Annotated in this window: 19 protein-coding genes and 1 pseudogene; 11 read left to right on the plus strand and 9 right to left on the minus strand. The window is 68.2% G+C overall.

Going from position 1 to position 20512, the window contains the following annotated elements; all coding sequences use genetic code 11:
- The first annotated feature begins 9 nt into the window (after positions 1-9).
- From J7528_RS13430 to J7528_RS13470, 9 genes are all read left to right on the plus strand, one after another.
- Positions 10-657, plus strand: coding sequence for a hypothetical protein (locus J7528_RS13430; protein WP_291875129.1), 648 nt, complete (start codon positions 10-12; stop codon positions 655-657).
- Positions 658-680: 23 nt separating this feature from the next.
- Positions 681-905 (plus strand): hypothetical protein, encoded by a 225-nt coding sequence (locus J7528_RS13435; RefSeq protein ID WP_291875131.1) that lies wholly within the window; start codon positions 681-683, stop codon positions 903-905.
- Between the two features lie 241 nt (positions 906-1146).
- Positions 1147-1848, plus strand: coding sequence for a response regulator transcription factor (locus J7528_RS13440; RefSeq protein WP_291875133.1), 702 nt, complete (start codon positions 1147-1149; stop codon positions 1846-1848).
- Positions 1849-1889: 41 nt separating this feature from the next.
- The gene (locus tag J7528_RS13445; RefSeq protein WP_291875135.1) at positions 1890-3212 is read left to right on the plus strand and encodes an ATP-binding protein; all 1323 of its coding nucleotides are present in this window, start codon (positions 1890-1892) and stop codon (positions 3210-3212) included.
- A 358-nt stretch (positions 3213-3570) separates the two neighbouring features.
- On the plus strand, positions 3571-4266 hold the full coding sequence (locus tag J7528_RS13450) for a carbonic anhydrase (protein ID WP_291875137.1): 696 nt from the start codon (positions 3571-3573) through the stop codon (positions 4264-4266).
- Between the two features lie 38 nt (positions 4267-4304).
- The gene (locus J7528_RS13455) at positions 4305-5822 is read left to right on the plus strand and encodes a SulP family inorganic anion transporter (protein ID WP_291875139.1); all 1518 of its coding nucleotides are present in this window, start codon (positions 4305-4307) and stop codon (positions 5820-5822) included.
- 64 nt (positions 5823-5886) lie between these two features.
- Positions 5887-6297 (plus strand): MucR family transcriptional regulator, encoded by a 411-nt coding sequence (locus tag J7528_RS13460; RefSeq protein ID WP_291875140.1) that lies wholly within the window; start codon positions 5887-5889, stop codon positions 6295-6297.
- 234 nt (positions 6298-6531) lie between these two features.
- Positions 6532-8703 (plus strand): transglycosylase domain-containing protein, encoded by a 2172-nt coding sequence (locus tag J7528_RS13465; protein WP_291875142.1) that lies wholly within the window; start codon positions 6532-6534, stop codon positions 8701-8703.
- 21 nt (positions 8704-8724) lie between these two features.
- Positions 8725-8907: a hypothetical protein gene (locus J7528_RS13470; protein WP_291875144.1), complete on the plus strand. Its 183-nt coding sequence runs from the start codon at positions 8725-8727 to the stop codon at positions 8905-8907.
- Here J7528_RS13470 and J7528_RS13475 read toward each other — a convergent pair.
- Both J7528_RS13475 and J7528_RS13480 read right to left on the minus strand, forming a co-directional pair.
- A complete protein-coding gene (locus tag J7528_RS13475) occupies positions 8904-9026 on the minus strand; it encodes a hypothetical protein (protein WP_291875146.1) in 123 nt (40 codons plus the stop codon). The genes J7528_RS13470 and J7528_RS13475 overlap by 4 nt on opposite strands.
- 17 nt (positions 9027-9043) lie before the next feature.
- The gene (locus J7528_RS13480; RefSeq protein ID WP_291875147.1) at positions 9044-9250 is read right to left on the minus strand and encodes a hypothetical protein; all 207 of its coding nucleotides are present in this window, start codon (positions 9248-9250) and stop codon (positions 9044-9046) included.
- An 82-nt stretch (positions 9251-9332) separates the two neighbouring features.
- Here J7528_RS13480 and J7528_RS13485 point away from each other — a divergent pair, with 82 nt between their 5' ends.
- Positions 9333-9797, plus strand: coding sequence for a PaaI family thioesterase (locus J7528_RS13485; protein WP_291875149.1), 465 nt, complete (start codon positions 9333-9335; stop codon positions 9795-9797).
- Positions 9798-9936: 139 nt separating this feature from the next.
- Here J7528_RS13485 and J7528_RS13490 read toward each other — a convergent pair whose 3' ends face one another.
- Positions 9937-10341: a DUF1636 domain-containing protein gene (locus J7528_RS13490; RefSeq protein WP_291875150.1), complete on the minus strand. Its 405-nt coding sequence runs from the start codon at positions 10339-10341 to the stop codon at positions 9937-9939.
- A 23-nt stretch (positions 10342-10364) separates the two neighbouring features.
- Positions 10365-11849, minus strand: coding sequence for an esterase-like activity of phytase family protein (locus tag J7528_RS13495; protein WP_291875152.1), 1485 nt, complete (start codon positions 11847-11849; stop codon positions 10365-10367).
- A 189-nt stretch (positions 11850-12038) separates the two neighbouring features.
- Here J7528_RS13495 and J7528_RS13500 point away from each other — a divergent pair, with 189 nt between their 5' ends.
- Positions 12039-14363, plus strand: coding sequence for a TonB-dependent receptor (locus tag J7528_RS13500; protein ID WP_291875154.1), 2325 nt, complete (start codon positions 12039-12041; stop codon positions 14361-14363).
- Positions 14364-14366: 3 nt separating this feature from the next.
- Here J7528_RS13500 and J7528_RS13505 read toward each other — a convergent pair.
- The 5 genes and pseudogenes from J7528_RS13505 to J7528_RS13525 form a co-directional block, all read right to left on the minus strand.
- A pseudogene (locus J7528_RS13505) lies at positions 14367-14482 on the minus strand (hypothetical protein); the annotation flags it as partial.
- 9 nt (positions 14483-14491) lie between these two features.
- A complete protein-coding gene (treF, locus tag J7528_RS13510) occupies positions 14492-16054 on the minus strand; it encodes an alpha,alpha-trehalase TreF (RefSeq protein WP_291875156.1) in 1563 nt (520 codons plus the stop codon).
- A 151-nt stretch (positions 16055-16205) separates the two neighbouring features.
- Positions 16206-18770 carry a TonB-dependent receptor gene (locus J7528_RS13515; RefSeq protein ID WP_291875158.1) on the minus strand — a complete coding sequence of 855 codons (2565 nt, stop codon included), beginning with the start codon at positions 18768-18770 and terminating at the stop codon, positions 16206-16208.
- 57 nt (positions 18771-18827) lie between these two features.
- The gene (locus J7528_RS13520) at positions 18828-19916 is read right to left on the minus strand and encodes a FecR domain-containing protein (protein ID WP_291875160.1); all 1089 of its coding nucleotides are present in this window, start codon (positions 19914-19916) and stop codon (positions 18828-18830) included.
- On the minus strand, positions 19913-20422 hold the full coding sequence (locus J7528_RS13525) for a sigma-70 family RNA polymerase sigma factor (RefSeq protein WP_291875162.1): 510 nt from the start codon (positions 20420-20422) through the stop codon (positions 19913-19915). The genes J7528_RS13520 and J7528_RS13525 overlap by 4 nt, the downstream gene beginning before the upstream one ends.
- Positions 20423-20512 lie beyond the last annotated feature (90 nt).

The following is a 20512-nucleotide window of genomic DNA, read 5'->3' on the forward strand; positions in this document are numbered from 1 at the left end:
AGAAATTGGATGACGACGACCCGTAATATTTTGTTGGCTTTGACCCTCGTTGGCGGCGTTGCTGTCGCCGGGTCGGCCGGCGCCGAGCCGGTCAAGCTGTCCGCCAAGCAGACCGCCCTCACCGCCGACCACTTCCACGCCAAGACCCAGGTCATCGATGATCCGCTGGACATCGAGACGGTGATCAGCTCGGAGCATGGCTTCCGCGCCGGTCAGGGCCTGCTGAAGTCGCCGGCCAGCGACAACCACCTGCGCGCCTTCGTCGACAAGCGCTCGGGCGCCACCCGCTTCGAGGTGCGCCAGACCGTTATGTACCCGGGCGCGATCCGCAACTACGGCCAGGTGTCGTACCAGACCAGCCAGTGGCCGGTCGAAGCGCCGCTGACCAAGATCCGCGACAATGCCAGCCACTGCTTCTTCTTCGAAGCCCCGGAAGTCTGCCGCGAGGAAGTCTCGTTCAGCATTTCCGAGACCGAGCTGCGCAGCGCCGCCGCCAAGCCGGGCGCGTGGGCCTACAAGCTCACCTCGCCCAAGGGCTACGAGCACCGCACCGCCATCACCCACGCTGAAATCGAAGGCCTGCTGAAGGCCGTCGATACCTACCGCCGCGCCCTGCCCGCCGCCCAGGCGGCCGCCGACACGGCCTCGGGCAGCTAAGCCCACGCCCTCTGGAGTCTCCCATGAAAGTTCTCGCTTCCCTCGCCCTCGCGGCCGCCTGCGTCGTCGCTTCCCCGGCCTTCGCCGGCCCGCAAGGCACTGGCCTGACCTTCACCGAGGAGGTCGCCAAGAAGGCGGCCGCCAAGAAGAAGGCCGAAGCCGCCGCCGCCAACACCCAGGCCTCGGCCGACTGCGCGTCCAAGACGGGCAAGGCCGAGAAGAAGGACAAGGCTTGCCGCGCCAGCTAGGCCCGGCTTCCGAACGATCGTCGGGGATCTGAGCCCCCGGCGGTCCCGCCCTCGCGTGCAACCCCTAACCTGCAAACCGCACGCGAGGGCGACCCCACTTTCCCCGTTTTCGGTCAAAGCCTTGTGCTATGACCTTGTCTGCGGCCCTGCCGCGCTTAAGTAGCCCAGGCGTATGGATTCTTCAGGTCACGGAACGATCGCTCTACCGCGTGAGATGGCGAATGCGCCGCTCGCGCCTTCTGTGCTGATCGTCGAGGACGATCCCGCGCTGCGCACCCTGTTGATGCGCCTGCTGCGCGAGGAAGGTTTCCAGCCGCTCAGCGCCGGCCACGGCGCCGAAATGGCGCGGGTGCTGGAGACCAACAAGGTCGACCTGATCCTGCTGGACGTCATGCTGCCCGGCAGCAACGGCTTCGACATCTGCCGCAGCATCCGCCGCGAGAGCGACGTGCCGATCGTCATGCTCAGCGCCCGCGACGACGAGACCGATCGCCTGATCGGCCTGGAGCTGGGCGCGGACGACTATATCGGCAAGCCCTTCAGCAAGAAGGAGCTGATCGCCCGCATCCGCGCCATCCTGCGCCGCACCCAGGCTGGGGCTCAGTCCAGCCAGCCGCGCGGCCACCAGCAGATGACCTTCGCCGGCTGGAGCCTGGATCCGGGTCGCCGTGAACTGCTGTCGCCTGACGGCGCTTTCGTCGACCTGTCAGGCGCCGAGTTCGACTTGCTGCTGGCCTTCGTCAGCTCGCCCCAGCGGGTGATCGGCCGCGAGCGCCTGCTGGAGATGTCGCGCGCCCGCTTCTCGGACGCCTCGGACCGCAGCATCGACGTGCTGGTTAGCCGCCTGCGTCGCAAGCTGGCCGTCACCGGCCAGGCCGAGGCCCTGCTTCGCACCGTGCGCGGCGTGGGCTATATCTTCACCGCCCCCGTCGAACGTCGATAACTGGCGTCGGTATCTGGGGCGGCGATGAAGCAGGAGCGACGATGAAGCTGCTGCGGCTGTGGCCGCAGCGCCTGGTCGGCCAGGTCACCCTGGTCCTTATGCTGGCCGTGGCGCTGGAATTCGTCGGCAGCTCGATCCTGTTCGAGAACAGTCGGCTCTACCCCAATCGCGACAACCAAATCCGCCGCGCAGCCGAACAGCTGGTCGCGGCTGAAACGATTCTGAAGACCGGTCCGACCAATGAACGCGTGGCCGAGGCGGCGATGATCTCCAATCGCGCCACCGAGCTGACCTGGTCGCCCCTGCCCCACCTGATCGACCGCAACCGCCCGGCCGAGAACCAGCTAAAGGAACGCCTGCGCGAGGCCGAGCCCGCCCTGCGCGATCGCGACCTGCGCCTGAACGCCGACACCGACCACGCCCTGCCGCGCGACACCTATCTGAAGGCGTCGCTGCGTCTGCGCGACGGCTCCTGGCTGACCCTTAAGACCAAGATCCGCGCCGCGCCCTGGGCGGTGCTGCTCAGCAGCGTCGGCTCGGCCTTCATCCTGGGCCTGGGCGTCATCGCCGCGGCAGCCCTGGTGCTGCGCAATCTCAGCCGTCCGTTGCGCGCCCTGGCCGAGGCCGCCGACAAGGTCGGGCAAGGCGCCCATGTGCGCATCTCCGAGAGCGGGGCTCGCGACCTGAAGCTGGTCGCCGAGGCCTTCAACGCCATGCAGGACCGTATTTCCGGATTGTTGCGGGCGCGTACGGAGGCGCTTGCCGCCGTTGGCCACGACCTGCGTACGCCCCTGTCGCGCCTGCGCCTGCGGGCCGGCTTCGTGAAGGACGCCGAAGCCCGCGAGGCGCTGGAGGCCGATGTCGACGAGATGACGGCCATGCTCGACTCGCTGCTGGCCTATCTGGGCGGCCAGGAGGATCCCGAGCCGCAGCGCCGCATGGACCTGGCCGCCATCGCCATGACCGTCGTCGACGACGCCGCCGACTCCGAGCGCCAGGCCACCTATGCCGGCTTCGACCACCTGCCGGTCCATGCCCGCCCCGTTTCGCTGAAGCGGGCGATCAGCAACATTGTCGAGAACGCCCTGCACTATGGCGGCGACGCGGCCGTGAGCCTGACCCGTGAGGGCCGCACGGCGGTGCTGGCGGTCGAGGACAACGGTCCGGGCATCCCCGAGAACGAACTGGCCGAGGTGCTGCAGCCCTTCCACCGCCTGGACAGCGCGCGCGCCAGAAACACCGCCGGCCTGGGCCTAGGCCTGACCATCGTCCAGCAGATCCTGCAGCGCGAAGGCGGCGCCCTGGTGCTGAAGAACCGGCCGCAAGGCGGGTTGCGGGTGGAGTTGCGGCTGCCGGCGCTCTGAGCGCTCCAGCTCCAGCAACAAACCAGAAATCTGCCTTCCTAGGCCTTGTGCCCAGGACCCATCGCACCGCTGCCGATGAACCGCCGCATGCCCGCCACACGGCCGGTGCGTCCCTCTGAAACGCCGTTTTCCAGCCGTTCCATGGGTCCTAGGCACAAGGCCTAGGAAGGCGGGATTGGAGTGTTCCGGGGACCGCGAGCGCGGCCATTCCCGACATCCTTTGTCACAAAGCCGCTGCAACGCAGCAAAACCCGGAAACGACCTTCGACATGCGTCGGGCTCTGCCCGCTAGACGCCCGCCGCGACGCCCTTCCCCCCTTTTCCAGGCGTCGTGGCGGCTACTTGTACGGAGGTTGCCTTGGAACAGTTTCTCGAACGCGCCGCGCTGTTTCGCGGCCAGGTTTTCCCCGCCCAGAGCGCGCTCTACGAGCGTCTGGCCAGCCACGGCCAGAGCCCCTCGGCCCTGATGATCTCGTGCGCCGACAGCCGCGTCGTGCCGGAGCTGATCACGCAAGCCAATCCGGGCGACCTGTTCGTCTGCCGTAACGCCGGCAACATCGTCCCGCCGTTCAGCCAAGCCAACGGCGGCGTCTCGTCGGCCGTGGAATACGCCGTCATGGCCCTGGGCGTGCGCGACATCGTCGTCTGCGGCCACTCCGACTGCGGCGCCATGAAGGCGTTCTCGAACCCGGCGGCCCTCGAAAAGATGCCGAACGTGGCCGCCTGGCTGCGCCACGCCCACGCCGCCCACAGCGTCGTCTGCAACGCCTATCACGGCCTGGACGAGCACGGCACGACCCGCGCCCTGTCGCTGGAAAACGTGGTGGTCCAGATCAATCATCTGCGCACCCACCCGTCGGTGGCCTCGGCCATCGCCCAGGGCAAGCTGACGCTGCACGGCTGGTTCTTCGAGATCGAGACCGGTCAGATCCAAGCCTACAACGGCGACACCGGCCAGTTCGAGCAAGTCTATGAAGGCGCGCCGCTGCCCGTGGCCCAACGTCCGGCCAAGCGCATGGTCGCCGCCGACCACCTGGGCATCGCCGCCGAATGACCGCTCCCGCCGTTTCCTCCCCGAACGGCGCTTCGAGCGTGAAGCCCGGTTTCGGCACGATCCTGTCGCGTGACTTCATCGCCTCGATCGTCGTCTTCCTCGTGGCGATGCCCCTCTGCATGGGCATCGCCGTCGCCTCCGGCGTTCCGGCCGAGCGCGGCCTGGTCACCGGCATCATCGGCGGCATCGTCGTCGGCGCCCTGGCCGGCTCGCCCCTGCAGGTCAGCGGTCCCGCCGCCGGCCTGGCCGTCATCGTCTTCGAGATCGTCGCCAAGCACGGCCTGTCCATGCTGGGCCCGATCCTGGTCGTCGCCGGCCTGATCCAGCTGATCGCCGGCGCCGCCAAGCTCGGCAACTGGTTCCGCGCCATCTCGCCGGCCGTCGTGCACGGCATGCTGGCCGGCATCGGCGTGCTGATCGTAGCGGGCCAGTTCCACGTCCTGTTCGGCGACTCGCCCAAGGCCCACGGCCTGCAGAACCTGGCCGCCATCCCCGGCGCCCTGGCTGGCGTGCAGTTCGCGACCCTGACCCAAGTCGAGGCCGCCCTGGCCGTCGGCGTGGTGACGATCGGCTCGATCCTGCTGTGGGAGAAGTTCCGTCCCAAGGCCCTGAAGCTGGTTCCGGGCGCCCTGCTGGGCGTCATCGCCGGCACCGTGCTGGCCACGGTCCTGGGCCTGGACGTCAAGAAGATCGTCGTGCCGGAGTCGATCGCCGCGGCGATCGCCGTTCCGGGTGTCGCCGACTTCGCCAAGATGGCCGATCCGACGCTGCTGGTGACCGCCATCGCGGTGGCCTTCATCGCCTCGGCCGAGACCTTGCTGTCGGCCGCCGCCGTCGACCGCATGCATGACGGCGAGCGCACGAAGTACAACAAGGAGCTGGGCGCCCAGGGCGTCGGCAACCTGCTGTGCGGCCTGGTCGGCGCCCTGCCGATGACCGGCGTGATCGTGCGCAGCTCGGCCAACGTCCAGGCCGGCGCCATGAGCCGCATGTCGGCCATTCTGCACGGCGTCTGGATCCTGGCCTTCGTCGCCCTGCTGCCCTGGCTCCTGCGCATGGTGCCCAGCGCCGCCCTCGCCGGCGTGCTGGTCGTCACGGGCTGGAAGCTGGTCAGCCTGCAGCACGTGCGCCACCTGTTCGCGCGCTACGGCCTGCTGCCGGCCCTGATCTGGGCGGCGACCTTCGCCATGGTCGTGGCCACGGACCTCCTGACCGGCGTGCTGGTCGGCATGGCCCTGACCCTGCTCGAGCTGATCCCCAACCTGAACAAGATGCGCCTCAGCGTCGCCCAGCATCGTCTGAGCGAGGACGAGAGCGAGATCCGACTGGAAGGCGCGGCCACGTTCATCCAGCTGCCCAAGATCGCCAAGGTCCTGGACGGCGCGCCGAACAAGGGCCGGGTTCGCCTGAATACCCGCGGCCTGACCAGCCTGGACCACACCGTCGCCGAGGCCCTCAGCGACTGGCTGAAAGGCAAGGCCCGGGCCGGGGTGAATGTCGAGCTCCCCAGCTCATGCGCCTACGGAGACCGCCTGCGCGCGGCCCTCGCCCACTAATCCCACCCGCCTTCCCGGGAGCGCCTCACCGCGCTCCCGGGTTTTCTTCAATGAGAGCAACAAGATGAACAAAGCCCAGGAACGCGCCGCTGACATCGCCACCCAGGTTCTGTGCGCTTATCTCAGCAACAACACCGTCTCGCCCGACGATCTGCCGGCCCTGACGGCCCGCACCTATGCCGCCCTCGAGGCGGTTTTCGCGGGTCCGTCCGGCGCGCCGCTGCCGATCTCGACGCCGACCGCCGAAGAGATCGCCGCCAGCGTCACCCCGGACGCCATCGTCAGCTTCGAGAACGGCCGCCGTTATCGCTCGCTGCGGCGGCACCTGAACCAGCTGGGCCTGACCGACGACCAGTACCGCGCCAAGTGGGGCCTGCCGTCCGACTATCCGCTGGTGGCCCAGAGCTTCTCGGACCTGCGCTCCAGCGCCGCCCGCGCCCAGCGCTTCGGCGGCATCGCGGTTGCTGCGGAATAACGGGCAAAAGAAAAGCCCGGGCGAAACCGTCCGGGCTGAAGGAGTTAGGGAGGAAACGCCCCAGGAAGGGCAGAGGCCAACAGCCTCACGGGTTTCCATCTATGGTCGGACAAATCCGGTTCAAGGGCGTGGGGCGCAAAAACTTCCCTTTCAGCGCGCTTGGCTTGTCCTGGCCCTGTGGTATTGAGCCCGACCACGGTTGAGGGCCTGCGCCCGAAGCGAGCGCCGAGTCTCATGTCCGATCCCAACGATCCGAACGACACCGTCCCCGAGACCCCAAAACCCGAGACTTCGGCGCCCAAACCCAGGAAGCCTCGGAAACCGCGCGCCAAGGCCGCGATGACCGACGCGGCGGTGCTGCCCGAGACCCCGGCCGAACCCGCCGTTGGAGAACTGGTCGCCGAGCCTGAAGCGCTCCCGAAAGAGGCTCCGCCCGAGCCCGCCGAGACCGAGCTGCCGGAAGCCGTCGAAGCGGTCCCCGAAGCCGCCCTCTCCCCGGCCGAGCCGGAAACGCCGAAGAAGCCGCCGATCTGGAAGCGCCCCGCCTGGCTGATCGGCGCGGCCGCCGCCGTGGTGCTGGTGATCGTGCTCTTCGCCTCGCTGTTCTGGTCGCTGCCGCTAAGCCGCGCCCTGGAGCCGCTGAACAACTCGGCCATCGTGCTGGTCGCCGAAGACGGCTCGCCGATCGCCCGCCGGGGCTCGTACAAGGAAGCGCCGATCGACGTCGCCAAGCTGCCGGACTATGTGCCCGGGGCCTTCGTCTCGATCGAGGACCGCCGCTTCTACAGCCACATGGGCGTCGACCCGAAGGCCATCGCCCGCGCCCTGGGCCGCAACGCCCAGGCGGGCGGCGTGTCGGAAGGCGGCTCGACCATCACCCAGCAGCTGGCCAAGAACGCCTTCCTGAGCAGCGACCGCAACCTGCGTCGCAAGGCGCAAGAAGCGATGATCGCCGTCTATCTGGAGGCGCGCCTCTCCAAGAAGGAGATCCTGTCGCGCTACCTGTCGTCGGTCTATTTCGGCGACGGCGCCTTTGGCCTGCGCGCCGCGGCCCGGCACTATTTCGGCAAGCAGCCCGAGCAGCTGTCGGTAGGCGAAGCCGCCATGCTGGCCGGCCTCGTGAAGGCCCCCTCGCGCCTCGCCCCCACCAACAATATCGAAGGCGCGCGCGAGCGCATGCGCGTGGTGCTGGGCGCCATGGTCGAGACCAAGACCATCACCCAGGCGCAGGCCGATGCGGTCGGCGACGTCTCGCCGGTCGAGGCCCAGGACAAGCTGCCGACGGGCTCGTACTTCGCCGACTGGGCCCTGCCCCAGGCCCGCGCCGCCATCGGCGCCCGCTACGGCGAGACGATCGTGAAGACCACCCTGGATCCCGAGATGCAGGAGAAGGCCGAGCGGATCCTCAACGACTACATCGCCCGCGACGGCAAGGTCCTGAACATCACCCAGGGCGCCCTGGTGGCCATGCGCAAGGACGGCCGCGTCGTCGCCATGGTCGGCGGCCGCGACTACAAGACCAGCCAGTTCAACCGCGCCGACGGCGAGCGCCAATCGGGCTCGTCGTTCAAGCTGTTCGTCTACCTGGCCGCCCTGCAATCGGGCATGACCTCGACCAGCCCGATCCTAGACACGCCGGTGCAGGTCAGCGGCTACATGCCCAAGAACCACGAGGGCAAGTATCGCGACCGCGAGGTGCCGCTGATCACCGCCTTCGCCGCCTCGTCGAACGTGGCCGCCGTGCGCCTGGCCCACGACCTGGGTCCGGCCAAGGTGATCAAGGTCGCCCGCCAGCTGGGCGTGACCGAAAAGATCCCCGACGACCTGACCATGGCCCTGGGCACCGGCTCGATGAGCCTGACGCGCCTGACGGCGGCCTATGCCTCGGTGGCGGCCGGCGAGTATCCGGTCGTGGCCCACGGCCTGGACAGCTTCAACAAGCCCAAGACCACCGCCTATGACCCCAAGGTGCTGGCCAACATGCGCGACCTGCTGCGCTCGGCCACCCATCGCGGCACGGGCCTGGAAGCGGCCATCCCCGGCGCCTTCGGCAAGACCGGCACCACCCAGGACTATCACGACGCCCTGTTCGTCGGTTACGTCGACGACCTGGTGGTGGGCGTGTGGGTCGGCAATGACGACAACAGCTCGATGAACGGCGTGGTCGGCGGCGGCGAACCCGCCAAGATCTGGAAGGCCTTCATGCTGGCCGCCCTGGGCCGCCAGGTCGCCCCGACCGTCGAGGAGGATCCGATGGAGGACCTGGGCCTGTCGCTCGAAGGCGAGATCGGCCCCGACGGCCTGCCGCTGGCCCCGCTGACGGCGGTTCCTGCCCCGCCGACCGAACCTCAGCCCCCCAACAGCGGCGTCCCGATCGCCCCGCCGCCGCCGGAGCCGCGCCCCTAACAGCCCTTTGAGGAGACCGACATGTCCGACGACCTCGTGCGTGAAGAACTGTCGGCCCTCGCCGAGGCCAAGGCCGGCCCGTTCACCGCCCGCGCCGAGGCCCGCGCCACGCGCGAAGGCCTGATCACTTTCGGGCTGGTGATGAGCGGCGTGCTGCTGTCGGCGGCGCTGCTGGCCTGGGCCGTGCGGCGGCCGGTGCGCTAGGACCGCAGATAGGCGCGGCCCAGCCGCACCAGCTCGTCCTCGAACTGACGGCTCTCCAGGAAATCGACGCCCTCCAGCACCGCCGCGCGCATGGCGCCGTAGATGGCCCGCGTCAGCACGAAGGCCTGGATGCGGGTCAGGGGGCGACCTTGGGCGTCGGTGATCCCCGCCTCCGCCGCCGCGAAACCCTCTGCCAGCTCGACGGGATGGCCACGGCATTGGTGTTGAAACCGGCCTCGCCGGACGCCTCCAGAATCTGAGCCGCCGCTTCCAGCACGACGTCGACCGAGATCTTGGAGCGGCTCTGTCGCGGGATTTTCCGCGTGTTTTCAACGAGGCTCATGGCGCCCTTCCGTCCTCTGGAAAGTCGAGTAACAGAGCGCGGCCGTCTCCCCTAGCCTTCCCTTGAACACGGAGGGACCGACATGACCTGGGCGACCGAACGCCTTGATGAGCTGAAGGCCGGCGCGGCGACGCCGCCGCCGATCGTCCAGACCCTGAGGCTCGGATTGATCGACGACTGGGGCGAAGGCTGGGTGCGCAAGTCCTGGACGCCCGCGCCCGAACTGGCCACGGCCGACGGCTCGCTGTTCGGCGGCTATCTGGCCGCGCTGGCCGACCAGGTCCTGGCCTTCGCCGCCATGACGGTCGTGCCGGGGGACCGGCTGTTCCGGACCGTGAACCTGCAGGTGAACTTCCTGAAGATCGCTCGCGAGGGTCCGCTGGCGATCGAGGCGAAGGTGGTGGCGCGGACCCGGCAGCTGATCACCGCGCGCGCCGAATTCCGCCGGGAGGATGGGGTGCTGATCGCCGAGGCGACGGCGCAGCAGATCGTGATGAGCTTCGAGCAATGGCCAGCAGAGAAGGCTGCGATCGAAGGGCTGACCTGAAAGCTCCCTCTCTCTTAGAGAGAGGGTTGGGGTGAGAGGTTACGAGGTTGGACGGCGTGCCGGCGCCCCGGTTGACGTCGTAACCTCTCACCCTCCCACGCTTCGCGCGGGCCCCTCCCTCTCTCTATGAGAGAGGGTTTTACTCGCCCACCAGCTTCCCCGCCGGCGGCACCCGCACGATGAAGTGGCCCTTCACGCCTTCCGGCCACTGGCGATACGGCACCACGCCCTCTTCGCTGGCCGCATAGGCCACGGCGTAGTCCACGATCGCTCTAGCCGCCTCAGCCGTCGGCTCAAACCGCCCCAGGACGTAGCCGATCTTGCCCGGCGCGCGCAGGTGGATCGAGCAGTGCTGGGTGCAGTTGAACAGGCACGGCATCTCCTGGATCGCCACGCCGCTGCCCGCCGCCGCCTCACGCAACGCCGCCGCCAGGACCGCTCCGCCGCGCACGCCCTCAGGCGTCTCGCGCTCCTCGGCCGAGAAGCGGCAGGTGTTGCAGACCACGACGGCGGTCCCGTCGTCGGCGTCGCGCAGAAGGGTCATGCCTCGCCCCTAGAGGCTCGCGCTCATTTCGGCAAGGACAGCCGATAGACCAGCACCAGGTTGTCGTTGTCGCCGGTCCCGGTGTCGCCGTGCAGCGAGGCGTCGAAGTCCTGGCCGTTGACGTGGCCCTTGGCCGTGGCGAAGTCGTTGTCCGAGCCGACCAGCAGGAAGACGTCGCCGGTCTTGTCCAGGGTCGGGACCAGCGACATGGCCTCGATCTTCTCGGGCAAGCTGGTCGGGGTCGAGGGCGCGACCGACAGGTTCATGCCGAACTTGGCCAGTTGGACCGGGTTGAGGATGTTCACCAGCTCGGCCTGGGCGGCCGGCTTGATGTCGGCATTGAGCACGCCGTCCGTGGCGATCGGCTTGGCCGTCTGCTCATAGGGCGTTCCGGCCAGGTTCGTCGCGCCCGCCAGGTCGACCAGCAGGATGCTCTTGTAGACCGGCCCATTGGCCGTGCCCTTGCCACGGCCGTTGCCGTCGCGGGCCAGCAGCAGAAAGCGGTCGTTGCTGAGCGCCACGGCCTCGGACTGGGCGGCGGTGATGTCGGCCGGCTGGCCGTCGCCGGCCTCGCGCAGGGTCGGCAGCTGCAGCGCGTAGTGGCCGATCGGGGCCTTGGGCAGCTTGGTCTTGCTGATGTCGTAGACCAGTACGCGAGTGTTGTTGCGCGTGGCGGCGCTGGCGCCCTGGTCCTGCATGGCGGCGCTTTGCAGCACGGCGATCAGGCGCGTGCCGTCGGGGCTGACGGTCAGGGCTTCCAGGCCCTGGTTGTTGCGACGGCCCTGGTCTGGGGCCTTCTCGGCCCCGAAGTTCAGCTGCCCCTTCTTGATCGGCAGCAGGGCCGGGACGGTCTGGATCGCGCCGGTCAGCTTGCCGGTCTTGTCGAACAGATAGATGCCCGCCGCATATTCATCCGAGATGTAGAAGCTCCCGTCCGGCAGATAGGCGATGGCCTCGCTGTCCAGGCTGAGCTTGCCCGCGCCCTCGCCACTGGCCGGCGACGGATAACGCACGCCGTCGCGCTCGACGATGTTCGAACCTGGATCCATGCCGGTGAACGGCTGGCCCGTCTGGTCCTTCAGCAGGAAGCCGCCGGTCGGGGTGATGGTCAGGCCCTTGCCGGGCACCAACTTGATGGCGTGCTCGTGGACGCGGTTGGCGTAATCCGTCGTGCTCTTGAACGGCCCGACATTGTTGGGCCCCCGATCCGGCAGGGTGCGCATCACGCCGGTGTAGGAGCCGTCGGCGGCCTTCTTCCAGCCGGCCACCGCCATGCTGGAGAACGAGCCCAGGCTCTCGCCGTTGAAGTCGCGGGTCGCGGCCGGCAGCCAGCCCACGGCGACCAGGCCGTGGTTCACATAGGTCTTGCCGCCGAACTGGACCGTCACGTCGCCGGGGGTCCTGTCCCAATGCGCGGTCGTGTAGGTCGCGCTCTGGGCCGAGGCGGCCGTCGCGAGGGCCAGGGCGGCGATACCCACAATGGTTCCGGCAAGACGACGGCGCGACATCGAGGGCTCCCAGGGGCTTTCTGAACTTGGCCGGCTCTTAGGGCCCGACTGCATAGGTTTTGTGACGGTGAGCGTCACAGGATCGCGGCAGAACTGTCATCGACGCGTGGAATAGAGGCGGCGCATCACAAAAACGGCGCCGTAGACGGGAATCCCGCGCAGGCGCTCGATATCAGGGGATATCCGAGAATGCTGCTCAGAACCGCCAGCCTGGTGGCCATCGCCGCCTGCCTGATGACGTCCGCCGCCAACGCCGCCGAGACCCCGGCCGCCGACAACACCGAACTGGACGCCGTCGTCATCGTCGGCAGCGGCCAGACCCGCTCGGTCAACACCCTGACGCCGCAGAGCCTGGAAGTCCTGCCGCCCGGCACCAGCGTCCAGAAGGCGCTGAACTTCCTGCCCGGCGTCAACGCCCAGTCGATCGACGCCCTGGGCGTCAACGAGCAGTCGCTGTCGCTGCAGGTTCGCGGCTTCAACACCACCCACCTGGGCTACAGCCTGGACGGCGTGCCGCTGGGTGACGGCGCCTACAACAACTACAACGGCCTGACCATCAGCCGCGCCCTGATCTCGGAGAACCTGGGCCGCGCCGACCTGGCCACCGGCATCGCCGGCCTGTCGATCCCGTCGACCAGCAACCTGGGCGGCGCGCTGATCTACACCTCCAGCGACCCGAAGAAGGCCATGGGCCTGTCGTTCAACGCCGGCGTCGGCAGCGAGGACAGCGCCCGCACCTTCGTCCGCTTCGACACCGGCGAGCACAACGGCTGGTCGGCCTATGTCTCGGGCCAGTACGCCCAGCAGGACCTGTTCGTGAACCAGCCGGCCTACAACAAGTCGACCGGCAAGCAGTTCAACGGCAAGCTGACCTACAAGGGCGAGCGCGGCTCGCTGACCGCCTTCGCCGACCTGTCGCGCACCAACCAGGCCGATGACGCCTACCTGTCCAAGGACATGGTCACGCGCCTGGGCTGGGACTGGGGCGGCTATGCGCCGAACTGGAACGACTACGTCGCCCGCGCCGCCTGCGGCGTGGCCTCGCTCGCCGCCAAGTGCGTGACCTCCAAGGCTCCCGAGAAGCTGGCCGACGTCACCTTCACCAACGGCCAGATCCTGCGCAACGACGACCTGTTCTACATCGCCGGCGACTTCAACATCACGTCGACCCTGAAGGCGGAAATGAAGGTCTACCGCCACACCGACAAGGGCGCGGGCAACAACTTCATCACAGGCCTGTCCAACCAGGGCACGACCGACACCAGCGACGACCTGCCCGTCCAGATCCGCGACACGCGCTACACCATCGACCGTGACGGCGTGGTCGCCAGCCTGGCCTGGACCTACGGCGTCAACCACTTGCAGGCCGGCCTGTGGCTGGAGCAGAACACCAGCAGCGCCGCCCGCTACATCTGGACCAACGTCACCGGCCCGTTCAGCCTGGCCCATTATCTGGACGGCCAGCCCAACACCGCTCAGTGGGTGCAGAAGACCGACTGGAACACCCAGCAGTTCTACGTCCAGGACACGGTCAGCCTGCTGGACGACGCCCTGAGCCTGGAATTCGGCTTCAAGAGCACCGTCGCCAAGTCGAACGCCAAGGCCCTGCCCGGCATCGCCAAGGCCCCGGCCGCCGCCGCGACCCAGTTCGCCTCGGGCTCGCTGAAGGCCTCGGACAACTTCCTGCCCGAGATCGGCGCCCGCTATCGCATCGCGCCGGGCCACGAGATCTTCGCCAGCTACGCCGAGAACATGGCCATGTTCCAGGGCGGCTTCAAACTGGGCCCGCAGTCGGTCTCGCAGGCCGTGTGGGACGCCCAGGGCCGCTATCTGGAGCCGGAAACCTCCAAGAGCTACGACGTCGGCTATCGTTATGTCGGCGACACCCTGCAGGTCTCGGTCGCGGCCTATGACGTGAAGTTCCAGAACCGCCTGCTGCAGTACAACCCCTGCCCGACCAACCAGCAGCAGAACCCCGGCTGCGGCAACTCCTTCCACAACGCTGGCGGCGTCACCAGCAAGGGCGCCGAGCTGGGCGTGCTGTGGAAGGCCACGTCGTGGCTGAACTGGTACAACTCGGTCTCGTACAGCAAGTCGACCTACGACGAAGACCTGAACTGGTGCACCACCACCTGCGTGATCAAGCAGACCAAGGGCAAGCAGCAGGTCGATACGCCCAAGGAAATGCTGGCCAGCGTCCTGACCTTCAAGCAGGGCGGCTTCTCGGCCATGCTGCAGGGCAAGTACACCGGCCGCCGCTACTACACCTACACCAACGACCAGGGCTTCGGCGGCTACACGACCTTCGACCTGGGCGTCAGCTACAAGTTCAATCAGGCCGGCTTCATGAAGGGCGCCAAGGCGTCGCTCAACGTCACCAACCTGACGAACGAGCGCCACGCGGCCAACTTCGACAGCAGCGTGTTCGCCCCGGATGACGCCGCCGGCAGCATCCTGGTGTTCCACTCGTCGGCTCCGCGCCAGGTGTTCGGCACGATCGGCTTCGAGTTCTAGAAACGACCAAAACTCGTCATCCCGGGCGGCGTAGCCGACCCGGGACCCAGGGGCCGGCGCACTGCGGTTGCCCCTGGGTCCCGGCTCTCCGCTTCGCTGCGGCCGGGATGACGAGAATTTTATGCTGACTACTTAACCCCCTCCATCAGCGCCCGCGTGACGCCGTTGGTCCAGCCGAAGCCGTCCTGGGTGGGATACTCCCCGCCCCCGCCGGCCTTGGCTTCCTCGACATCGTACTTCTCCAGCATCTTGCCGCTGGCCTGGTACTCGCGCTCGACCGTGGCCAGCCAGCGCTTGGCGATCTCGCCGGCCAGGGCGTCCTCGCCGTAGCGGCGCAGGCCCGAGACGGCCACCCATTGCAGCGGCGCCCAGCCGTTGGGCGTGTCCCACTGCTGGCCGGTGCGGACGGTGGTGGTGCGCAGGCCGCCCGGGGCCAGGAGCTCGTCCCAGGCTTTCTGGGCCACGACATGAGCCTTGCGCTCGTCGGCCGCCCCGACGAACAGCGGGTAGAAGGTCGCCGCGCTCAGGTGGTCCAAGCGCTGGCCGGTCTTCCACTGGAAGTCGAGATAGGCGCCCTTGGGCGCATCCCACAGATAGAGATCCATGGCCTTGGCCCGAGCCTTGGCGCGGCCGTCGAACTCGCTGACGCAGGCGGTGTCGGCCAGCTTGGCGCAGCCGACCGAGATCGCCGTCTCCAGGCCGAACATAAGGCTGTTGAGGTCTACCGGGACAATCGAGGTCGTCTGGATCGTCGCCAGTGTCTTGCCGTCGGCCATCCAGCGCGAGGAATAGTCCCAGCCACTCTCGGCCCCAGCCCGCAGGTCGCGGAAGGCGTCGGCCGGCGGACGACCGCTCTTCAAGGCGGTTTCCAGGTCCTCGCGATAGGACTCGTCGCGCGGCGTCTCGCGGTCGTCCCAGTAGCGGTTCAGCACCGTGCCATCGGCCAACGCCACGACGCGGCGATGGGCCTGGCCGGGCTTGAGGCCATCCGCGCCCTCCATCCAGAAGGCATGTTCGCGGCGCATCAGATCGACGCGGGCCTTGAGGGTCTTGGGGTCGGTCGTGCTGGAGAGCCCGACCATGGCGTAGAAGAACGGCGGCTGCGAGCGGCTGAGATAGTAGGTCCTCGCGCCGTTGGGGATGTGGCCATAGGCGTCGATCAGCCCGCCGAAGTCGTCGATCATATTCTCCACGAGATCGTCGCGGCCGTCGGCCTTCAGGCCCAGCATCGTGAAGTAGCTGTCCCAGTAGTAGATCTCGCGGAAGCGCCCGCCCGGCACGACGAAGGGCTTGGCCATGGCCAGGGCCGAGCCGCCGGCCACGGGCTTGACGGGCGGCTTGGTCAGGTGAGGCCACAGGGCGGCGATGTGAGCCTTGATCGGCGGCCGCGCGGCGCTGGGCTCGGGGGCGGCGCCGGCCTCGGGGACGATGAAGTTGGCGCGCACGAAGCGCTTGAGCTCCGCGTCGCTGAACCGGGCGTGGGCGCGGTAGTCGGCCAGGATCCTGGCCGGCGCGCGCTTGGGGACCGCGTCGACGAAAATCTTGCCGTCCGGGAAGATCCGCCGGGTCTGAACCTGGTGGAAGAGCTCCTGATAGGTATCCGCCGGCGTCGGGACCTTCGCCGCCTCCTGGGCCTGGGCGGCAGAGGCCAAGGTCAAAGCGGCGAGCGTCACGGCGATCAGGCGGGCCATTCAGTACCTCGGACTCAATCAAACATTCACCGTCTCCCCGGCGAAAGCCGGGGTCCAGATACAGCCTGAGCATGGGACGATAACCCGAAACGCACAGCCCTATGATCTGGGCCCTGGCCTTCGCCGGGGAAACGGGGTTTTGGGTCAAAGACTAGAAGTTATATCCCACCGACAGCCGCACCGACCGGCCCAGGATCGGGCGAGCATTGGCGCCGCTGGTGGAACGCGGATCGCCCTCGGTCAGGCCATGGCTGTCGGTCAGATTGTCGGCGGCCACCTGGACGCTGAAATCGCCGACATTGAAGATCGCGCCCAGGTCGACCTTGGTGTAGCCGTTGAGCTTCTGGGTGTTGGCGTTGTCGCCCCAGCGATCGTCCACCGCGCTGACCGTGCCGTAGAAGGTGGTGGCCACCTCGCCGAAGCGGACATCGTAGCTGGGCGTGAAGCGGATCTGCCAGTTGGGCTGGCGCTGGGCGCTGTTGCCCTTGTTGGCCACGATCGAGGACTTCTTGATCTCGGTCTTCTGCAGAGTGCCGTTCAGCGCCAGCGACAGGCCGAAGTCCGAGCGCCAGCGGCCGTCCAGCTCGATGCCGCGCGCCTTGTTGCTGTTGGTCTCCAGCGTCCCGCCGACATCGGCGAACTTGGCGCCGTCGAAGCTGTTGGCGAAGCCCGTGGCGTACAGCTCGAACGGCCCCGAGCGCAGCTTGTAGCCCAGCTCGTACTGCTTGACCGACAGGATGTCGTTCAGGTTTTCGCGGAAGTTGTCGAAGCTCGGGAACTTGTACCCCTTGGAGTAGCGCGCGAAGACGCCCGAGGTCTCGTTCAGGTCATAGTTCAGGCCGGCCGTGTAGGAGAGCTTGCTCTTGCTGTAGTCGACCGTGCGGATGGCCAAGCCGTCCGGATAGCCATTGCCGTCGTCCACGACATAGTCGGTGTCGAAGGTCTCGTGGCGCACGCCCACGTCCAGGCGCAGGGCCTGGCTGATCTTCCAGCTGTCGGCCAGGTAGAAGGCGTTGACCTTGCCGTCGCCATTCGAGGTCAGGCCGTAGTTCCAGCACCCGGCGCCGCTGCCGGCCGTGACAAGGTTGGCGCAAGAGACATTGGCCGCCAGGTAGTCGCCATTGGCCTTCACCTGCATCGGCTTGAAGTTGCCGATGGTCCAGAAGTCGTCCGACGAGAAGCTCGACGCGTAGTAGCCGGCCGAGACCGAGTGGTCGCCGATGGTCTTGCTGATACTGAAGTCGTTGACGAAGGCCTCGATGTCCTTCTCGACGATCCACGCGCCCCAGCTCTGGACGTAGTCGCCCGCGCCCAGGGTCGCGCCGCCGCGCAGGCGGACCGGGCCGCCGATGAGGCCGGCGACCGAGGCCGCCGTCACCGCTCCGCCGTCGGGCACCAGGCCGTAGGTGTCGGCGCTGCCCTTGGTGAAGCTGAAGCGGTCGCGGATGGTCCAGCCGTCGCCGAACTCGTGCTCGAAACTGCCGCCGGCGACGTAGCCCTTCCAGCCCCGGCCGTGGGCCAGATCGAAGTCGCGGGTGCGACCGTTGGCGTGGACCTGCAGGGTCTGCTGGCGCGACAGCTCGCCCAGCTGAGTATATTCGCCCTTGTCGATGCCGGGCACATTGACCGCGAACGGCAGGTACCAGGCGCCGTGGTCGTCGGTGAAGCGGGCGTAGACATTGACCTTCCCGCGATCCAGCCGCTTGGTCAGGTTGACCGTGAACTGCTGGCCCTTTTCGCTGTCGAACTGGGTGTCGCGGATGCCCGGCGAGCGGGTTACGTAGCCGCCGGCCATGAAGTAGAGATCGTCGGCCAACTTGCCGCTCATCACCCCGTCCACGCGCCGCAGGCCGTAGTCGGAGGTCGCAGCCTTGATCAGACCTTTCGTTTCCGGCCCGCCCTCTTTGAGCATGAAGTTGGTCGTCAGGCCCGGCTGGCCGTTCGAGAAGATCGGGTTGGGACCGCCACGCAGAGCTTCCATCCGCGAGATGGTCTCGTCGACGCGGAAGATCGACGAGTTCTCCAGGAACGACAGCGTCGAGGGCGGATAGATCGGCGAGCCCTGAAGCTGGATGGTCAGGAACTCGGCGTCGCCGGTGGCCGGGAAGCCGCGCACGAAGACGTTGGCGCCGGCCACGCCGCCCGAGGTCTCGACCCAGACGCCGGGCACCAGCGACAGCAGCTCGGCGCTGCTCTTGGGCGAGGCTTTCAGGATGTCCTGGGCGTTGACGGTGGTGACCGCGAAGCTGGCCGACAGCTTGTCGATGCCGGCGCCGCCGGGCGTACCGACGACGATCACTTCCTCGACTTCGGCCGGCTCTTCGGGGCGGCTTTGTTCTACGGCGGTGGCGGGCGAGGCCGACTGGCCGGCGGCACTGGCGGTGACCAAGAGCGGCCGCTCGCGGATAGCGTAGACGCCGCTGGCGGTCGCCTGAACCACCAGGTTCGAGCCCGATAGCAGGCGCGAAAGCCCCTCGTCGGCGGTATAGGCGCCCTTCAGCTTGGGAGCCTTCTTGCCGCGCGTCAGGCTCTCGTCGAAGGCCAGCTGCTTGCCCGAGGCGCGGCCGAAGGCGCGCAGGGCGCCGGCCAGGTCCTGGGCCGGAATGTCGAAGGCTTGTTCACGGGCTTGCGCCGAGACCGCGCCCGGCGCGGCCAGGGCCATCAGCACGGCCGCCGAAGCGCCCAGCAGCCAGCGTTGGTCGAAAGACTTGCTCATACGTCCCTCCCTGCGCCGCTTGTTTTGTCTATCGGCGCTTTCGGTAAGTGAGACGCCTCACTCCACCGAGGACTCACCGCCTTCGGTGAAGTTTTTTGGCTGGCGTTGGAAAGCCCGCAGCACGGTCTCGCCGCCCTGCCCGCTCACCGCGCGGACGGGCAGCACGGCGGTGACGCCGTCGATGAAGGCGCGCGTGTCGCCCGAGGTGAAGACGCCGCTGATCCGCAAGGAGGCGACGGCCGGATCGCCGATCCGCAGCTTGTCGCGGGCGTACCGGTTCACGCGTTCGACGGCCAGCGACATGGGCTCGTCCTGGAAGACCAACTGCCCGGTCTCCCAGGCGCCGGCGCGCAGCGGGTCGGTGGGCGAGACGGAGGCGGCCTCGGAATTGACCTGGGCGACCAGCTCGTGGTCGGGGGTCAACGACTTCTCGGTCGGCGCGCCGTTGACCCGCAGCAGCGGCGGCGGACGGCCCTTGGCGCCCTCGCCGTCCAGCACGGCCACGTGCCCCTCGTAGAGCACCACCCGCATCTGGTCAGCGACGCGCTCGACGCTGAAGGTGGTGCCGGTGGCGACCACAAGCTTGCCGCCGGCCGCGACCGAGAACGGCCGCAGCGGATCCTTGGCCACCGCGAACTTGGCGCGGCCCTGCTCCAGCCACAGGCGGCGACGGTCGCCGTCGTAGCGGACCTTCAGCACGGTGTCGGCGTCCAGCGAGGCGCGCGAGCCGTCGGCCAGCTCGACGATGCGCCGCTCGCCCTCGGTGGTGCGATAGACGTCCGGCAGGCCGGCGCGCCAGGTCAAAACCCCACCGAGCGCGACGGCGGCGACCACCGCGGCGGCGGCGCTCCAGATCGCCACGCGCGGACCGGGCTTGCGGCTCCACTGCTTACGCTGAGCGCGGCGCAGGTCGTTCAGCGCCTCGCCGCGCAGGGCGATCATGCCGGGCAGCGAGGCCTGCTTGTCCACGGCTCGCCAGGCGGCGACGGCGTCTTCCAGCAGCTCGCGGTGCGTCGGATCGGCGGCGAACCAGGCGTCCAGGTCAGCTTGCTCGGCGGGCGAGAGGTCGCCTTCCGACAGGCGCACGCACCATTCGGCGGCGGCGTCCGCGGCGAGGTCCAGCTTGTCGTCCATCGCCTCGCTCATGGGTTCGCCCTCAGGCGTCGCGTCAAATGGCCCATGGCCTTGAGGATGTGTTTCTGCACGCCGCTGGTGGTCATGCCGTAGAGGGTGGCGAGCTCAGCCTGCTTCATGCCTTCCAGACGATACAGCAGGAAGATGGCCCGCGTCCGCTCGGGCAGCTCGCGCAGGGCGCGGGAGACTTCGCCCAGGTCCTCGCGGCCTTGCAGGATGCGGGCGGGATCGATCGGCTCCAGGTCGACCGGGTCGCCGGCCGCCATGGCGGCGCGGTAGCCGGCCCGCACCCGCTCACGCCGATGGCGGTCGCGCAGCAGGTTGGCGGCCATCTGGAAGACGTAGGCGTCGGGGTTCTGCATGGCCGGGTCTTCCGCCCGCGCCAGCTTGGCGAACAGCTCCTGGGTCATGTCCTCGGCGTCGCTGTGGGTGGCGGCGCGGCGCATGAAAAAGGCCATCAGCGCTGGCCTGTAGCGCCGATCCAACCCTCGAAGATCGTGTGGCGTCGCCTGCCCCACGGTTCACCTCATGACTGCTCTCGACAGTCATGACGCACATCGCCCCCTGACGCACACCGGCCCCGCGAAGATTTTTCGCAGGGCCGGCTT

The organism is Caulobacter sp. (assembly GCF_017744445.1).
In the GTDB taxonomy this organism is placed as follows: domain Bacteria; phylum Pseudomonadota; class Alphaproteobacteria; order Caulobacterales; family Caulobacteraceae; genus Caulobacter.